The organism is Geodermatophilaceae bacterium NBWT11 (genome assembly GCA_014218215.1).
In the GTDB taxonomy this organism is placed as follows: domain Bacteria; phylum Actinomycetota; class Actinomycetes; order Mycobacteriales; family Geodermatophilaceae; genus Klenkia.
Genome location: CP043652.1, coordinates 1,019,185 through 1,036,103, shown reverse-complemented (window position 1 = coordinate 1,036,103; position 16,919 = coordinate 1,019,185). Strand labels below are relative to the sequence as shown.

Below are 16,919 nucleotides of genomic sequence, written 5' to 3'. Positions count from 1 at the left end.
ACGACGACGACCTGTCAGAACCGGTCTGCGACGCCCGCTCTGGAACACTCACGTCCCGTCTGTGTGCTGACCACCAACGCGAAGGACTCCCACTCGATGCGCATCCTGGTCACCGGCGGAGCCGGTTTCATCGGCTCCCACTACGTCCGGACCATGCTCTCCGGCGGTTACCCGGGCTACGAGGACGCCGAGGTGACGGTCTTCGACAAGCTCACCTACGCCGGCAACCTCGCGAACCTCGCCCCGGTCGCCGACAACCCGCGCTACCGCTTCGTGCAGGGCGACATCTGCGTCCCGGCCGACCTCGACGCCGCTCTCCCCGGGCACGACGTCCTGGTGAACTTCGCTGCCGAGTCCCACGTGGACCGCTCGATCACCGGTGCGGCGGAGTTCGTCCTGACCAACGTGCTGGGCGCGCAGCAGGTGTTCGAGGCCTCGCTCCGGCACGGCATCGGCCGGGTCGTGCACGTGTCCACCGACGAGGTCTACGGCTCCATCGACGAGGGCTCCTGGGTCGAGGACCACATCCTCGAGCCCAACTCGCCCTACTCGGCGGCCAAGGCCGGCAGCGACCTGATCGCCCGGGCCTACGCCAAGACCTACGGGCTGAACATCTCGATCACCCGGTGCAGCAACAACTACGGGCCGTACCACTTCCCGGAGAAGGTGATCCCGCTCTTCGTGACCAACCTGCTCGACGGTCACACGGTGCCGCTCTACGGCGAGGGTGCGAACGTCCGCGACTGGCTCTTCGTCGACGACCACTGCCGGGGCATCCAGCTCGTCGTCGAGAAGGGGGCGCCGGGCGAGTACTACAACATCGGCGGCGGGCGGGAGCTGTCGAACCGCGAGCTCACCGAGAAGCTGCTGGAGGCGACCGGCCGCGACTGGTCCTCCGTCCAGGAGATCGTCGACCCCCGCGGCGGCGGGCACGACCTCCGCTACTCGGTCGACTACTCGAAGACCGGCGCCCTGGGCTACGCCCCGCGGATGTCCTTCGAGGACGGTCTGGCGCTGACGGTGCAGTGGTACCGGGACAACCGGGCCTGGTGGGAGCCGCTGAAGGCCGCGGCGGCCACGGCCCGCCAGTGAGCACCGCCTGGCTGGTGACCGGGGCCCGGGGGCAGCTCGGTCACGACCTCCTCGCCGCCCTGGAGGGGCGGGGTGAGTCCGTCACCGCCGTCGGTCGGGCCGAGATGGACCTGACCGACGAGCGGTCCGTCCGGGGTGTCGTGCGCAGCTGGCTGGACGACGCCGGTGCCGACCGGGCCGTGGTGGTGAACGCCGCGGCCTACACCGCGGTCGACGCCGCAGAGACCGACGAGGACACCGCGCTGGTCGTCAACGGCCGGGCCCCGGCTGGCTGGCCGAGGAACTGGCGGGCCGGGGTCGCCTGGTGCACGTGTCGACGGACTACGTCTTCGGCGGGGACGCGACGCAGCCCTACCCGGTGGACTCCCCGGTGGCGCCCCGCTCGGCGTACGGGCGCACGAAGGCCGCGGGGGAGCGGGCCGTGGCCGAGGTCGGGGGTGACGCATCGGTGGTGCGCACCGCGTGGGTGTACGGCCGGCACGGTGGCAACTTCGTGCGGACCATGGCTCGACTTGAAGGCCAGAACGAGACGATCTCGGTCGTGGACGACCAGATCGGCTCCCCGACGTGGTCGGCAGACCTCGCCGACGGTCTGGTGGCGTTGGGACTGGTGGAGACGGCCCCGCCCGTCCTGCACTACACGAACACCGGGCAGGTGAGCTGGCGCGGTCTGGCGCAGGCGGTCTTCGAGGAGCTCGGCGCCGACCCGGCCCGGGTCCTGCCGACGACGTCGGCGGACTTCGTCCGTCCGGCCCCCCAGGCCGGCGTACTCCGTCCTGGACGGGTCGGGGTGGGAGCAGGCCGGGCTGCCCGTGCGCCAGGACTGGCGGACGGCGCTGGCCACGGCCATGCAGGAGGGCTTCCGGCCCTGACGCCGCCGTCCCCCGGTCGGACCCCGCTCGCAGGCTGTACGACACCTGTGCGCGGGGTCCGACACTTTCTGGGGGACTTCCTCAAGGTGGGACGCCGACGTGACGATGCCCCTGACGGAACCGGTCGGGGGCAACGCCCCCGGTCGTTGCTCGTCGCTCATCGGAGGAACCACTCGTGCGCCGCTTCATCGGGGGCTCTGCCGCCTTCCTCGTCATGACGGGGACCCTTCTCGTGCTGCCCGTCTACGCCGCACCGGCGCCCGAGGCCGAACCCGTGCCACCGTCGATCGCGCAGGTCGAGCTCGGGTCGGTGGGGGCGCCTGCGGCAGAGGCCGTGGTGGCCACCGATGCCGAGGTGGTCGCTGTCGGGTCGGACTCGCCGGTGGAGGTCGGTTCGATCGTCCTGTCGCCAGACGACCCTTCCCCCGACGCCACGGGCCAGGCCGGCTCCACGAGCACGAACGAGGCCCCCGCGAGCGACGACGGAGCCGACCCCGTCGCCGACGGGACGGTGACCGACGAGGACGTGGCCGTCACCGGTGACGAGGTCGAGGGTGTGCCGGCGCTGACCGTGTCGCAGACCGACACCGCGGGCTTCGCAGCCGTGGGTGTCACGTGGGCCCATGACCCTGCCGTGACGGGTGTGCGGGTCCAGCTCCGGGTGCAGTCGGGTGACGACGGCTGGGGCGAGTGGACGACCCTCGAGCAGGACGACGTCGAGCAGACCCCGGCGGACTCGGTGGACCAGTCCGCCCTGCGTGACGGCACCGCGCCCTACTACACGGGCCCGGCGAACGGCGTCCAGGTGGTCGTGCAGGCCCTCGACGGGTCGACTCCCGCCGACGTGCAGACCCAGCTCATCGACCCGGGCACCAGCGATGCGGACACGTCCCTGGGCGCGCCCGCGGTCCAGGACCAGGCCCACGCCGCCCTCACGATGCCGGCCATCTACTCCCGTGCCCAGTGGGGGGCGGACGAGTCGATCCGGACCTGGGACCCGGACTACTCCCCGACGATCAAGGCCGCCACCGTGCACCACACGGCCGACAGCAACGGCTACACCGCCGCTGCGGTCCCGGCGATCCTGCGGTCCATCTACGCCTTCCACACCATCAGCCGCGGCTGGGGGGACATCGGCTACAACGTCATCGTCGACAAGTTCGGACGTGCCTGGGAGGGGCGTTACAGCGGGGACCGGGGCATCTCCAGCCCGGTGATCGGAGCGCACGCCGGTGGCTTCAACACCTACACGTTCGGCGTCTCCATGCTCGGCAACTACGCGGAGGTCCCCACCACGCAGCCGATGGTGGACACCGTCGCCGCGGTGATCGGTTGGAAGCTCTCCCTGTACGGGGTGGACCCTCGGGGCTGGACCTCGCTCACCTCCAGCGGCGGCGGCACCTCGAAGTACGCGGCGGGGACGACCGTCTCGCTCCCCACGGTCTTCGGTCACCGTGACGTGGGGGCGACCACGTGTCCCGGTCAGTACGGGTACGCGAGGTTGAACGACATCCGCACCCTGGCCGCTGCGGTGTACGCCGAGCGGTCCACCCCCCAGGGGGCGTTCGACGCCGCCACGGGCGGGTTCGAACGACTCCGCGTCACCGGTTGGGCCCTCGATCTCGACACCCCGGCCCAGCCGACGCCGGTGCACGTCTACGTCGACGGCACGTTCCGCACCGCGGTCAACGCCGACACGTCTCGACCGGACATCGCCGCGGCGTTCCCCACAGCTGGTCGGGCGCACGGGTTCGACACCTCGTTGCCTGCCACGCCGGGGAGCCACCAGGTGTGTCTGTACGCCCTCAACACCGGGGCGGGGAACACCAACGTGCTCCTCGGATGCCGGACGGTGTCGGTCGCGGGCTTCCAGCCTGATCCCGTCGGTTCGTTCGACGGTGCGTCCGGCCTCGGCAACAGGATCGGCCTGGCCGGCTGGGCGCTGGACGGCAGCTCACCCACCCAGCCCACACCCGTGCACGTCTACGTCGACGGACAGTTCGTCCGGGCTGCGACCGCTGACGTCCGCCGACCGGACATCGACGGTGCCTACCCCGGCGCGGGTCCTGCGCACGGTTTCGCCCTCGACGTCGCTGCCGCGCCGGGGTCCCACACGGTCTGCGTCTACGCGCTCAACACCGGCACCGGCTCGGTCAACCCCCTGCTCGGTTGCCGCCCCGTGGTCGTGGCCGCGGCGCCGGCGGCGCCGGTGGGTTCACTGGACGGCGTCACCGTGTCGGGGCGGGTCGTCACCGTGGCGGGATGGGTCCTGGACCCGGATGCAGCCGACCGTGCCGGATCGGTCCACGTGTACGTCGACGGTCGTCTGGAGCGCGTGCTCACGGCTGACGGTGCGCGCCCGGACGTCGTCTCGGCCTTCCCGGGCTTCGCCGTCGACGCCGCACGCGGGTACCGGGACACCATCACCCTGCGCAGCGGTGCGCACCAGGTCTGCGTGTTCGCCATCAACCAGGGGGCCGGTACCGACAACCCCGTCCAGGGATGTGCCCAGGTGAGCGTGGCCGCAGAGTCCTGGAACCCCTCCGGCCGCATCGACAGCGCCACGGTCTCGGGGATCACCGCGACCGTCCGCGGCTGGGCACTGGACCCCGACTCGTCGGGCCCGGTCCAGGTGCACCTCTACGTGGACGGCGTCTTCCGCACCGCGGTCGTCGCCGATGCGACCCGCGACGACGTGGGTGCGGCCTTCGGGGTCGGCTCCGAGCACGGCCTCCTCACGCGGCTCTCCGTGTCGCCGGGCACTCACCAGATCTGTGGTTACGCGATCAACGTCGGTCAGGGCACCACCCACCCGCCGATCGGCTGCACCACCGTCACGGTCGCGGCATCGGCGTGGGCGGCCTATGGGTCTCTCGACCAGGCGTCCTCCGTCGACGGGCGCATCACCGTCCGCGGATGGGCCGTGGACCCGGACGACGTCACCCGCACGTTGCAGGTCCACGTCTACGTCGGTTCGACCGGCACCGCGCTGACTGCGAACTCCTCGCGTCCTGACGCCCAGAACGTCTACCCCGGCGCCGGGCCCCAGCACGGCTTCGCCACGACCCTCCCCGCACCTCAGGGGGGCGGTCCGGTCCAGGTCTGTGCCTACGCGATCGCCGTCGGCGACGGGACCAGCAACGTCCCGCTCGGCTGCCGTCCCGTCGCGTGACCGGCTCGAGACCCAGAGAGGCACGGGACATGTCCAGTCGCACGATCGTCCGGCAGGCCGCCGTGGCGGCCTCGGCTCTCGCCGTCGTGGCCGCGGCTGCCTCGTGCAGTGCGCCCGACACACGAGTGGGCGCCGGCAGCGCCACCCCGGACCAGCCCAGTTCGTCCGCAGCCCCGTCGTCGGGGACACCTTCCCCTGGCGGGGCGTCGACACCGGGTGAGCCGTCAGGAGCTGCTCCTCCCTCGTCCGCCGGCCCCTCGACCCCGCCGGTCACGGCCGTGGACCCTGCCCCGGTGACCGGCGGGAGCGACCTCCAGGTCGCGTTGACCTACGTCAGTTGGTTCGCCGAGCCGGGTGGTGTGGATGCCTCCGGCGTGGTCACCGGGGTCGTCGAGACCGGCGGCACCTGCACGCTCTCCTTGAACCGGTCGGGTGTGGTCGTGGAGGCCACGTCGACCGGTCTGGCAGATGCCTCCGGCACGTCCTGCGGCACCCTCTCCGTACAGGCCGACGAACTGACGGCCGGTGCGTGGCAGGCGACCTTGTCGTACGCGTCTGCCGCCGGGACGGCGACGTCCGCTCCCGCGACGGTCGAGGTGCCGGCGCGATGAGGAGCCCAGAACCCCTCGTCAGCCGAGTCCGGTCGGTCGCCGTGGTGGTCGCCGTCCTGGCCGCCTTCGTCGCGCTGACGTCGGGCGCCCCGACCACCCCCTCTGTCGGTCCGGGGCCGACCGTCCTGGAGACGGTCGCGGACCCGAGCCAGTTCGACCCGGGCAACATCATCAGCGACGCGGTCTTCTTCGACGGTGACGCGATGGACGCGGCGTCCGTGCAGTCCTTCCTGACCGCCAAGGGCGCGTCGTGCAGGACGGCGTCGGACGGTTCACCGTGTCTCAAGGACTTCCGGCAGGACACGACGACCCGCCCCGCCGATGCGCGGTGCGCCACCTACGCGGGAGCAGCGGGGGAGTCCGCGGCCGCGATCATCGCGAAGGTCGGGCTCGCCTGCGGCATCAACCCGCGAGCCCTGTTGGTCATGCTGCAGAAGGAGCAGGGGCTCGTCACGGGGACCGGTTCAGCGAGCCGCTACCGGGGCGCCATGGGGTTCGGGTGCCCGGACACCGCAGCGTGTGACAGCCAGTACTACGGGTTCTTCAACCAGGTCTACAACGCTGCGCGCCAGTTCCAGGTGTACGCGGCGAACCCCAGCCGGTACACGCACCGTGTCGGCATCGTGAACCAGGTGCGGTTCTCCCCGACGGCGTCCTGTGGCGCCGGGCCCGTGGTCCTCCAGAACCAGGCGACCGCCGGTCTGTACAACTACACGCCCTACCAGCCGAACGCGGCCGCGTTGGCCGCCGGCTACGGCAGCGGCAACAGCTGCTCGGCGTACGGCAACCGGAACTTCTGGCTCTACTTCACGGACTGGTTCGGCTCGACCCAGGTGGGCGCTGCCGACGTGGTGCCGGAGGGCAACCTCGACACGGTCTCCTCGGCCGACGGTTCCTACGCCGTCAGGGGCTGGGTCTTCGATCGCACGGACACGTCGCAGCCGGTGACGGTCCACGTCTACGTCGACGGCAGCTACCGCACAGCAGTCGTGGCAGACGGGAACCGCCCGGACGTCGGGGCTGCCCACGGTGTCGACGCCCGGCACGGGTTCGAGCTGTCCGTGAACGCGTCCCTGGGTTCCCACGAGGTCTGTGTCTACGCGATCAACATCGGGGGCGTCAGCAACCCGCAACTCGGCTGCCGCACCGTCGTGAACGTCGACTCGCATGCGCCCGTCGGCCAGGTGGACGAGGTCTCCGCGGTGCCAGGTCAGGTGACCGTCCGGGGCTGGGCGTTCGACCCCGACGCCCTGGTCGCCCCGACGACGGTGCACGTCTACGTGGACGGTGTGTTCGCCCGGTCCGTCGCGACGGGCGTCGGTCGTCCGGACGTGGCGGCTGCCTACGGGGCCGGACCGGGCACGGGCTTCTCGTGGACCACCTCGTCGAGGGCCGGGGACCACGCGGTGTGCGTCTACGCGTTGAACGTCGGTCGGGGTTCGGCCAGCCCCCTCCTGGGTTGTCGGCAGGTCACCGTCCCTGATCCGCGGGACTTCGACCCCGTGGGCTCCCTGGACACCGCCACCGGGGCCGGTGGAACGGTCCGGGTGACGGGCTGGGCTCTCGACCCGGACAGTCCCACGGCTCCCGCGACGGTCCACGTCTACGTCGACGGCACCCAGGTGGCGTCGGTCTCGGCCCGGCTCACCCGCCCGGACGTCGCCGCTGCGCGACCGGGCGCCGGAGCGGCCCACGGTTTCGACTGGAGCGGCATCGTCGGCGCGGGCGATCACACCGTGTGCGTGTACGCGCTGAACAGCGGATACGGGACCACCAACCCCACCCTCGGGTGTCGGTCCGTCCGGACCACCACCGCCGCGCAGGCGAACCCGTTCGGAGCCCTGGACACCGTGGTCGGGATGACCGGCTCGTTGGGCCTCTCCGGGTGGGTCGTCGACCCGGATGCTCCTGACGCCCCCACGTCGGTGCACGTCTACGTCGACGGCGCGTTCGCTGCGTCCGTGGTCGCCGACGGGGATCGACCGGACGTCGCGCAGGCCGTGTCCGGCATCGGGCCCCGGCACGGCTACACCTGGTCCACCCAGCTCGCCCCGGGCAGGCACACGGTCTGCGTCTACGCGATCAACACCGGTGCCGGGACGACGAACCCCACGCTGGGTTGCCGGAGCGTGGTGGTCGTCGACCCTGCTACTCGCAACCCCGAGGGGGTCCTCGACTCGGCACAGGTCACCGGTGGCGCCCTCACCGTCTCCGGCTGGGCACTCGACCCCGACCTGCCCACCACCCCGGTGACCGTGCACGTGTACGTGGACGGCCAGTACACCGGCGCTCTGGTGGCCGGTGGATCCCGGCCCGACATCGCCGGGGCCCGCCCCGGCGCAGGGCCGCTGCACGGGTTCTCCGGCGTCTTCACCGCCCCGGCGAACGCACGTCAGGTCTGCGTCTTCGCGCTCAACCTGGGCGCCGGCACGACCAATCCCCCGGTGGGTTGCACGGCGGTGCGGGGGTGAGGGGCAGCGCGGGTTAACCTGACGATCCTGCCTGTCCCGAGGAGCTGATCGTGTCCGTCTCCAAGTACGACATCGAACTGTCCGCCGGAGAGGACCAGACCAGTCACGGCCTGATGATGGCGCTGGTGGGCGCCAACAAGCGGGTCCTCGACGTCGGCTGTTCGACGGGGTACCTGGCGAAGGCGCTGCGTGAGCACGGCAACGCCGTGTCGGGGATCGAGTACGACCAGGCCTCGGCCGACAAGGCGAGGCCCTTCCTGGACCACGTGGTCGTCGGCGACCTCGAGGCACCGGGGATCTACGACGACTTCGAGGACGCCTCGTTCGACGTCGTCGTCTTCGGTGACGTCCTGGAGCACCTCAGGGACCCCCTCCCGGTCCTCCGCGGGGCAAGGAGGCTCCTCGTCCCCGGGGGCAGTGTCGTCATCTCCGTCCCGAACATCGCCCACGGTGACGTCCGGCTCGCACTGCTGCGTGGGAAGTTCGACTACCGGTCCACCGGACTCCTGGACGAGACCCACGTCCGTTTCTTCACCCGGTCCAACCTCGACGCCTTCCTCCGCGAGGCGGGCATGGTCCCGGTCGACGTCCGGGCGACGTACGCGCCGCTCTTCGGCACGGAGCTGCAGCTCGACCCGGCTGACTACCCCGCCGAGCTCGTCGAGGCAGTCCGTCAGGACCCGGAATCGGGGGTCTACCAGTTCGTCCTCAGGGCTGCGCCCGACGACGTCGTCCGGGCGGAGTCGCAGGTGGCCTGGCGGTTGTTGGACGCGAACAGGGAGCTCGCCGAGCTGCGAGCCGCCCACTCGCAGTGCCAGGCCCGTGCCGAGCACACCGACGTGGCCCTGAACGCCATGACCGTCGACCGGGACAAGGTCGTCCGGGAGCTGGCGGCTGCCGAGCAGGCCCTGCAGACGGCGCTCGACGGGCGGGAGAGCGCCGAGCAGCTGGTGGCCAGGACGGAGGCGACGAAGACGTTCCGCGCAGTCGCCCTCCCGCGGCGTGTCTACGGCCGGCTGCGGGGTTGACAGCGCCGGTGACGCAGGCCGGCACGACGGAGGCCGTCAGGCAGCGCAGGGTCCTGGTCGTGTGCGGGGACACCATCTCCGACCGGATGGCGGGTCCGGCCATCCGGTCCTGGCACATGGCCGGTGAACTGGGCCGGGAGCACGACGTCAGGTTGGTCAGCACGAGCGCCTGCGACCGCCCGGGCGAGGGCTTCGAGACGGCCGCGGTCACGTTCGACGGACTGCGTGAGCACGTGGCATGGGCTGACGTCGCCATCGTGCAGGGCTACCTGCTCACCGCTGCTCCCTGGATCACCGAGTCCGACGTGCTGCTGGTGTGCGACGTCTACGACCCGCTCCACCTGGAGCAGCTCGAGCAGGCCAAGGACGAGGAGCCTGACGAGTACGCACGCATCGTCGCCGGAGCGGTCAACACCCTCAACGACCAGATGGTCCGGGGCGACTTCTTCATCTGCGCCAGCGAGAAGCAGCGTGACTTCTGGCTGGGGCAGCTGGCGGCCGCCGGGAGGTTGAACCCCCGCACCTACGACGAGGACCGCACACTGCGGCGTCTGATCGACGTCGTCCCGTTCGGGCTGTCGGCCGACCCCCCGCGTCGTGACGGCCCTGGGATCAGGGGGGTGGTCCCGGGCATCGGCGCACACGACCGGGTCGTCATCTGGGCGGGCGGGGTCTACAACTGGTTCGACCCCGAGACCGTCGTGCGGGCCGTGGACCTGCTGCGCGCGGACGTGCACGACGTCAGGCTCTACTTCATGGGGCTCAAGCACCCGAACCCGGACGTGCCGCGCATGCGGGCAGCCACGGCGACGAGGGCGTTGAGCGACCGCCTGGGCCTCACGGGTGAACACGTCTTCTTCAACTCCGGCTGGGTCGAGTACTCCCAGCGGCAGAACCACCTCCTGGACGCTGACATCGGAGTCAGCACCCACTTCGACCACGTCGAGACGGCGTTCTCCTTCCGCACCCGCATCCTGGACTACCTGTGGGCGGGACTGCCCGTGGTCACCACGACGGGAGACCACTTCGCCGACCTGGTGGACGCACGGGGTCTGGGCGCCAGCGTCCCCGAAGGCGATGCCCCGGCCTTGCGGGACGCGCTGCGGCGACTGCTCCTGGACCCCGCCGCGGCGGCCGACGCCAGGGCAGCCGTGCAGGGCGTCCGGGACGAGTACACCTGGCCGACCGTGCTGGCGCCGCTGCTGGCCTACTGCCGTGACCCCCGCCCGGCAGCCGACCGTCTGGCCGGCATCGCAGCGGTGCGTCCGCCGGGCATGCAGGCACCGGCCAGGCGCTGGAGTGTCGGGGGTGACGTCCGCACCCTGGTCCTCTACGTCCGCCAGGGCGGGGTGCGCGAGGTGGTTCGTCGTGTTCTCGGGCGAGTCCGGCGTCTGACCGGGTCCTGACCCCGGGTCAGCTCAACGCGCGCCGGTACGCCGTGAGAGTGGCCTCGGCGCAGGCCTCCCAGGTGAAGGTCGCGGCGCGGGCACGCCCGAGGGCCACCCGCTCCTGGTCCGGGACAGCGGTCACGATGAGGTGGGCCAGGGCCTCGGCATCCCCGACGGGGAAGAAGCGAGGGACCGCACCCCCCACCTCACGGTGCGCGCTGATGTCACTGGCCAGGACAGTCGTCCCGCTGGCCATCGCCTCGAGGACCGGGAGTCCGAACCCCTCGTACCGCGAGGCCATCACCACGGCGTCCGCTGTGGACACCAGTCGCTGCAGGAGGTCACGTGGCAGGTGGTCCCGGATGACGACCCCCGGGCCGGGCTCGACGGGGGTGCCCCAGCCCGTGGGCCCCACCAGGAGGAGGTCCGGCACGTCAGGGTGGGTCGCCCGGGCCGCGGCATGTGCCGCGAGCAGCGTGGGGAGGTCCTTGCGAGGCTGACGTGCGCCGACGAAGAGCAGGTACCGGTCCGGGAGTCCCAGCTCCGTCAGCTGCTCGCGGGTGAGGGGGACGGCCTGCGACCACGACGGACTCACGCCCAGGGGGCTGACGACGAGGCGGTCCGTGGCCACGCCGTAGACGTCGTGGACCTCCTGCGCCACGCCTTCGGACGGGGTGAGCACCACCGATGCCCGCTGCAGTCCACGGGGCACGAGCTCCCGGTACCTCGCGACCTCTGCGGTCACCGACTCCGGCGAGGTCTCGAAACCCAGGTCGTGGATCGTGACCACGCTCCGCGCACGACGCGTCGGCGGGGACACGAAGTTCGTGGCGTGGAAGACGTCGACGGGACCGGAGAACCACTCGACCGACGGGTGAGGAGACCGGCTCCACGCACGCTGCAGCAGCCGAGCCGGTACCGGGAGGTGTCTCCACCGCACGCCGGCCGGTACGTCCGACGGCATCTCTCCCCCGCGCAGGGTGAAGGGGGTCAGGACGATCTCGGGGCCGTCACCCCGGCCCGCCAGGGAGCGGACCAGGTTGTCGACGTACTGGCCCACGCCCGTCCGCGGGCCCAGCAGTGGGGTGGCGTCGAGTGCGACCCTCACGTCGTCCTCCCCGGACCCCAGTCAGCCAGGACCTGGTCCCGGGACACGACGCTCGTGCGACCGATCTGCCGCCGGCGGCGCAGGGCCCGGGGCAGGTGCAGTGCGAACTCACCCAGCACCGCGAGCCGAAGGCCGGGGTGCTGCTGCCACGGCGTCCCCGAGCGCCGGCGCCGGAGGTGACGTGCGGAGATCGATGCGGTCACCAGCACGAACTTGACCAGCTGCCACGTGGCGTCGGACGCGGGCGCGCACCGCACGAGCACGAGCAACCGGTTCCGCTCGTTGTACCGGGCGAAGGACCGCGAGGTCTGGTCGCTGCTCGCTGAGTGACGGTGCCGCGTCCGAGCCCGCGGTGCGAAGGAGATCTGGTGCCCGGCCAGCCTCAGGCGCCACGAGAGATCGGTGTCCTCGTAGTAGAGGAAGAGCTCGCCTGCCATGCCGCCCACCTCGAGGACAGCGGATCTCCGGAGGAGGGCCGAACCCCCGCAGAAGCCGAAGACCCCGTCCGGACTCGAGAACCGGGCGGGGTCGGCCCCGTATCCCCGGTCGCCGCCGTAGAGGTCTTCCACCAGGACGTTCCCCGCGTTGTTCACCGTGGCGCCGTCCCCCAGGAGGACGAGGCCGGTCGCGGCGGCGACCTCAGGGCTGCGGGACAACGCCCGGGTGAGTTCTTCCAACCACGTGGGATCGGCGACGGCGTCGTCGTTCAGGAGCGCGACGAACGGCTCCGTGACGACCGCGAGAGCGGCTGCGACCCCCCCGGCGAACCCGAGGTTGCGGTCGGTGCGCAGGACCTCGGTCGCCGGCCACTCCCGACGCAGGAGGTCGGCGGTCCCGTCGTCCGAGGCGTTGTCGACGACGAGCACGCGGTGCTCCAGGGTCTGCGCCCCGAGGCTCCTCAGGCAGTCGCCGAGGAACTCCACCCCTCGCCAGGTGACGACGACGACGACGACGTCCCGGGTCACCACCGGGTGCGGCGGGTCGTCCGAAGGGTGCCGGTGGTCCACCGCGGAGACCCTACCTAGGCTCAGCCGATGCGTGTCGCAGCTGTCGTGGAGCAGTGTCTGGCCCCGGTCCCCGGGGGGACCGGCCGGTACGCCGCTGAGGTCGTCCGCGCACTGTCCGAGCGTCCGGGGCTCGACGTCGAGACCTGGACGGCGTGGCACCGGTCCCCCGAGCGCGCGGAGATCCGCGGGGTGCGCGGGCCGAGACGGCTGCCGCTTCCGCGGCGGGGCCTCATCGCCGCCTGGGAGAGGGGCCTCGGCCCCGTCCCCCGGGGGGCGGACCTGGTGCACGCCCCCACCCTGCTCGCCCCGCCCAGGCGGGACCGCCCCCTCGTCGTGACCCTCCACGACACGGTCCCCTGGACCCATCCCGAGACGCTCACGCCGCGGGGGGTCTCCTGGCACCGTGCCATGGCCGAACGCGTGGCCCACACCGCTGACGCGGTCGTGGTCCCGACCTGGGCCGTGGCCGATGCGCTCGTCGCCCACCTCACCCCGCGGGCCGTGCACGTCATCGGCGAAGGGGTCGGGGGAGGGTTGACCACTCCGCCACCGGACGCAGATGACCGCGCGGTGGCACTGGATCTGCCCCCGGACGGGTACCTGCTCAGCCTGGCCACCTTGGAGCCCCGGAAGGGCCTCGACGTGCTGATCCGGGCTCTCGCGGAGCCATCTGACGTCAGCCTGCCTCTGATCGTGGTCGGCCAGTCCGGGTGGGGTGGGGTGGACGTCATGGCGCTGGCAGAGAGCCACGGGCTCAGTGAGGGGCGGGTGCGGCTGTTGGGTCGCGTCTCAGACGCCGACCTGGCCGTCGTCCTGTCCCGAGCCACCGTCCTCGTCGTCCCCAGCAGAGCCGAGGGCTTCGGGCTGCCCGTTCTCGAGGGGATGGCAGCCGGCGTCCCCGTGGTGACGTCCTCGGACCCGGCACTGGTGGAGACCGGCGGATCCGCGACCAGGACAGCGGGTGTCGGCGACCACCGCGCGCTGGCGGCGGTCCTCGCCGACGTCGTTCGTGACCCGTCGGAGCGCGACCGCATGGTCTCGGCCGGCCTCGTGGTGGCGGCCAGGAGCACGTGGGCGAAGGCCGCCGGCGACCTGACGAGCCTCTACGAGAGCCTCGTCTGAGCCCGGATCAGCGGCCGGTCTCCTCCAGCAAGCCCAGCAGGTACTCCCCGTACCCGCTCTTCTTCAGCGGTCCGGCGAGCAGAGCCAGCTTCTGGTCGTCGATGAAGCCGCGACGCCATGCGACCTCCTCGATGCACCCGATCTTCCAACCCTGTCGTTCCTCGACCACCCGGACGAACTCGGCCGCCTGCATCATCGAGGCGTGGGTGCCGGTGTCCAGCCAGGCCGTGCCGCGCTCCAAGACCGTGACGGTGAGCTCCCCACGACGGAGGTACTCGTCGTTGACCGCCGTGATCTCCAGTTCACCCCGGGGGCTGGGGGTGACCTTCGAGGCGATGTCGACGACCTGGTTGTCGTAGAAGTACAGGCCGGGGACGGCGTACGAGCTCTTGGGCGACGTCGGCTTCTCCTCGATCGAGATCACCCTGCCGCCGTCGTCGAACTCCACCACGCCGTAGTCCGTGGGGTTGGCCACGTGGTAGGCGAAGACGTGCCCACCGTGAGGGTTCGTGTTCGCCCTCAGGCTCTCGCCCAACCCGGTGCCGTAGAAGATGTTGTCCCCCAACACCAGGGCGACCGGTTCTGCACCGATGAAGTCCGCGCCGATCACGAACGCCTGCGCCAGGCCCTCGGGTCGGGGCTGTACGGCGTAGGTGATCTCGATCCCGATGTCGGAACCGTCCCCCAGCAACCGCTGGAACCCCGGTTGGTCGTCCGGCGTGGTGATCACCAGGACCTCGCGGATGCCGGCGTTCATCAGCAGCGAGAGGGGGTAGTACACCATCGGCTTGTCGTAGATCGGCATCAGCTGCTTGCTGATCGCCTTGGTGATCGGGTAGAGCCGGGTCCCGCTGCCGCCTGCCAAGATGATGCCGCGCATCCCAGGACCCTATCGGCCACCGCCGGCAGGGTGTGACCCTGTGCGTGGCGGGTGCCGGTCGAGCGGCGTGGCCCGGTCCGGAGGGGCTGAGAACTATGCTCGGACACCGATGACCACAGCACCCGACGCTCGTGCAGAGACCGCCCCTCCACCGACGTCCCGGGTGCTGGTGGACGCGACCTCCGTCCCGCGTGACAGGGGTGGGGTGGGGAGGTACGTCGACGAACTCCTGCCGGCGCTCGTCGCCGAGGGACAGGACGTCGTCGTCGTCCACCAGGACCACGACGCCCAGCACTACGCCGATCTCGTCCCCACGGTCCGGCGACTCGCGGCCCCCTCGTGGGCACGTCGGCGACCTGCTCGGCTGGTCTGGGAACAGGTGGCTCTGCCCCGGATGGCCCGGAGTGTCGGAGCCGACGTCGTGCACTGTCCGCACTACACGATGCCCCTGCTGGCGAGGGTCCCCGTCGTCGTCACACTCCACGACGCGACCTTCTGGTCGCACCCGGAGGCACACCTGCGCGTCAAGCGGGTGTTCTTCCGCGCCTGGTCACGGGTCTCGCTCAGACGGGCCGCGAGGTGCATCACGCCCTCTGCGGCGACCAGGGACGAGCTGGTCCGTGTGGCGGGTGGTGACCGGTCCCGCATCGACGTCGCCCACCTCGGTGTCGACAGCTCGGTCTTCCACCCCGTCACGGCAGACCGGGTGGACGCGTTGCGCGTCGAGCTCGCCATCCCGGGGCGCTACCTGGCGTTCCTCGGGACGCTGGAACCCCGCAAGAACGTGCCTGCCCTCATCGACGCGTGGGTCTCGGCTTGTCAGGACACCCCCGACCCGCCGTCCCTGGTGCTGGTCGGGGGCCGGGGGTGGGACGACCGTCTGGAGGGCGCAGTCGCGCGGGTCCCGTCCTCCCTGCGTCTGCTCCGACCCGGTTACCTGCCCCTGGACCGGCTCTCTCCGCTGCTGAACGGGGCCGAGATCGTGGTCTACCCGAGCGTGGGCGAGGGGTTCGGACTCCCCGTCCTCGAGGCCATGAGCGCAGGGGCCGCCGTGCTGACCACCCGCAGGCTCGCCCTTCCCGAGGTGGGGGGAGACGCGGTCCAGTACGCGGAGCCCGACGTCGGGTCCCTGGCCGCGGCCATCACGGACCTGCTCGGATCGCCGAGCCGCACCGAGGAGTTGCGTTCGGCTGGAGCCCGTCGGGCCGCGACCTTCACCTGGGCGGCCTGTGCGCGGGTCCACCGGGCCACGTACGCGACGGCGGTCCGAGCATGAGCCGCCTGGCGCGGGTCGTCGTCGTGACCTTCTCCCCGGGAGAGGTGCTCGAGGGACTGCTGGACTCCCTGGCAGGGACGTCAGCCCGCGGGGTCGAGGTCGTCCTCGCAGACAACGGCTCCGTGGACGGTGCCCCGGAGCGGGCGGCTCGTGAGCGTCCCGAGGTGCGGGTCCTCCACACCGGCGGCAACGTGGGGTACGGGTCCGCGGTCAACGCGGCGATGGCGGACGTCCGGACGGGCTGGGTGCTGGTCGCGAACCCCGACGTGCGTTTCCTGGGCGACGCCGTGGGCGAGATGCTGGCGGCGGCGGACCGCTGGCCCCGCGCCGCCACCGTCGGTCCGCTCATCCGGACCCCGGAGGGCGAGGTGTACCCCTCGGCCCGCGACGTCCCCTCCATGTCCACGGGCATCGGTCATGCCCTCCTGGGTTTCGCCTGGCCGCGGAACCCCTGGACGGCCCGCTACCGCCGCGAGCGGGAAGCCCCCCGGGAACGCCCCGCCGGGTGGTTGTCGGGGGCGTGCCTGCTGGTGGACGCTCAGGCGTTCCACTCGGTCGGTGGGTTCGACCCCGCGTACTTCATGTACTTCGAGGACGTCGACCTCGGGGACCGGCTGGGGGCCGGGGGGTGGCGGCACGTCTACGCGCCGTCGGCCGAGATCGTGCACGAGGGTGGTCATTCCACGAAGCGGGTGCAGGGTGTGATGCGCCGGGCGCACCACGTGAGCGCGCTGCGGTTCCTCTCGGCCCGGCACCCCGGGCCCAGTCGCGCACCTCTGCGCCTGGCACTGAGGGCAGGACTCGCTGCGAGGCTCGCGGCCAGTTCACTCAGTGAACGGATCGACGCTGGGGCTGCCCCGGCAGGGCGCGACGACCGCTCCCCGTGAGCCGC

11 protein-coding genes and 2 pseudogenes are annotated in these 16,919 nt (G+C 71.7%); 10 read left to right on the top strand and 3 right to left on the bottom strand.

Going from position 1 to position 16,919, the window contains the following annotated elements:
* Window positions 1–96 precede the first annotated feature (96 nt).
* The 7 genes and pseudogenes from rfbB (at window position 97) to F1C76_04840 (ending at window position 10,652) form a co-directional block, all read left to right on the top strand.
* Window positions 97–1,092: a dTDP-glucose 4,6-dehydratase gene (gene rfbB / locus F1C76_04870; GenBank protein ID QNG36007.1), complete on the top strand. Its 996-nt coding sequence runs from the start codon at window positions 97–99 to the stop codon at window positions 1,090–1,092.
* Window positions 1,093–1,106: 14 nt separating this feature from the next.
* Window positions 1,107–1,964 (top strand): annotated as a pseudogene (gene rfbD, locus F1C76_04865) (dTDP-4-dehydrorhamnose reductase).
* Between the two features lie 214 nt (window positions 1,965–2,178).
* Window positions 2,179–3,480 (top strand): annotated as a pseudogene (locus F1C76_04860) (hypothetical protein).
* A 1,949-nt stretch (window positions 3,481–5,429) separates the two neighbouring features.
* Window positions 5,430–5,747: a hypothetical protein gene (locus F1C76_04855; GenBank protein ID QNG36006.1), complete on the top strand. Its 318-nt coding sequence runs from the start codon at window positions 5,430–5,432 to the stop codon at window positions 5,745–5,747.
* Window positions 5,744–8,218: a hypothetical protein gene (locus F1C76_04850; protein ID QNG36005.1), complete on the top strand. Its 2,475-nt coding sequence runs from the start codon at window positions 5,744–5,746 to the stop codon at window positions 8,216–8,218. The genes F1C76_04855 and F1C76_04850 overlap by 4 nt, the downstream gene beginning before the upstream one ends.
* Before the next feature lie 50 nt (window positions 8,219–8,268).
* Window positions 8,269–9,246: a class I SAM-dependent methyltransferase gene (locus F1C76_04845; protein ID QNG36004.1), complete on the top strand. Its 978-nt coding sequence runs from the start codon at window positions 8,269–8,271 to the stop codon at window positions 9,244–9,246.
* Between the two features lie 59 nt (window positions 9,247–9,305).
* Complete coding sequence (locus F1C76_04840; GenBank protein ID QNG36003.1) at window positions 9,306–10,652, top strand: glycosyltransferase family 4 protein; 1,347 nt, start codon at window positions 9,306–9,308, stop codon at window positions 10,650–10,652.
* A gap of 7 nt (window positions 10,653–10,659) precedes the next feature.
* Here F1C76_04840 and F1C76_04835 read toward each other — a convergent pair whose 3' ends face one another.
* Window positions 10,660–11,742 (bottom strand): glycosyltransferase family 4 protein, encoded by a 1,083-nt coding sequence (locus F1C76_04835; protein QNG36002.1) that lies wholly within the window; start codon window positions 11,740–11,742, stop codon window positions 10,660–10,662.
* Window positions 11,739–12,710, bottom strand: coding sequence for a glycosyltransferase family 2 protein (locus F1C76_04830; protein ID QNG39018.1), 972 nt, complete (start codon window positions 12,708–12,710; stop codon window positions 11,739–11,741). The genes F1C76_04835 and F1C76_04830 overlap by 4 nt, the downstream gene beginning before the upstream one ends.
* 66 nt (window positions 12,711–12,776) lie before the next feature.
* Here F1C76_04830 and F1C76_04825 point away from each other — a divergent pair, with 66 nt between their 5' ends.
* Window positions 12,777–13,871, top strand: coding sequence for a glycosyltransferase family 4 protein (locus F1C76_04825; protein QNG36001.1), 1,095 nt, complete (start codon window positions 12,777–12,779; stop codon window positions 13,869–13,871).
* Between the two features lie 7 nt (window positions 13,872–13,878).
* On the opposite strand, the gene rfbA is transcribed toward F1C76_04825, so the two are convergent.
* Window positions 13,879–14,751 carry a glucose-1-phosphate thymidylyltransferase RfbA gene (gene rfbA, locus F1C76_04820; GenBank protein ID QNG36000.1) on the bottom strand — a complete coding sequence of 291 codons (873 nt, stop codon included), beginning with the start codon at window positions 14,749–14,751 and terminating at the stop codon, window positions 13,879–13,881.
* Window positions 14,752–14,860: 109 nt separating this feature from the next.
* On the opposite strand from rfbA, the gene F1C76_04815 reads away from it, so the two are divergent.
* Complete coding sequence (locus F1C76_04815; protein QNG35999.1) at window positions 14,861–16,027, top strand: glycosyltransferase family 4 protein; 1,167 nt, start codon at window positions 14,861–14,863, stop codon at window positions 16,025–16,027.
* Entirely contained in the window at window positions 16,024–16,914 is an 891-nt protein-coding gene (locus F1C76_04810) for a glycosyltransferase family 2 protein (protein ID QNG35998.1), read from the top strand. The genes F1C76_04815 and F1C76_04810 overlap by 4 nt, the downstream gene beginning before the upstream one ends.
* Window positions 16,915–16,919: the final 5 nt, after the last annotated feature.

What these genes read in the sequence shown, in the direction of transcription:
- F1C76_04810 (QNG35998.1), top strand. Translation starts at nt 16,024, where the DNA reads ATGAGCCGCCTGGCGCGGGTCGTCGTCGTGACCTTCTCCCCGGGAGAG.
- rfbA (QNG36000.1), bottom strand. Translation starts at nt 14,751, where the DNA reads ATGCGCGGCATCATCTTGGCAGGCGGCAGCGGGACCCGGCTCTACCCG.
- F1C76_04850 (QNG36005.1), top strand. Translation starts at nt 5,744, where the DNA reads ATGAGGAGCCCAGAACCCCTCGTCAGCCGAGTCCGGTCGGTCGCCGTG.
- F1C76_04825 (QNG36001.1), top strand. Translation starts at nt 12,777, where the DNA reads ATGCGTGTCGCAGCTGTCGTGGAGCAGTGTCTGGCCCCGGTCCCCGGG.
- F1C76_04815 (QNG35999.1), top strand. Translation starts at nt 14,861, where the DNA reads ATGACCACAGCACCCGACGCTCGTGCAGAGACCGCCCCTCCACCGACG.
- rfbB (QNG36007.1), top strand. Translation starts at nt 97, where the DNA reads ATGCGCATCCTGGTCACCGGCGGAGCCGGTTTCATCGGCTCCCACTAC.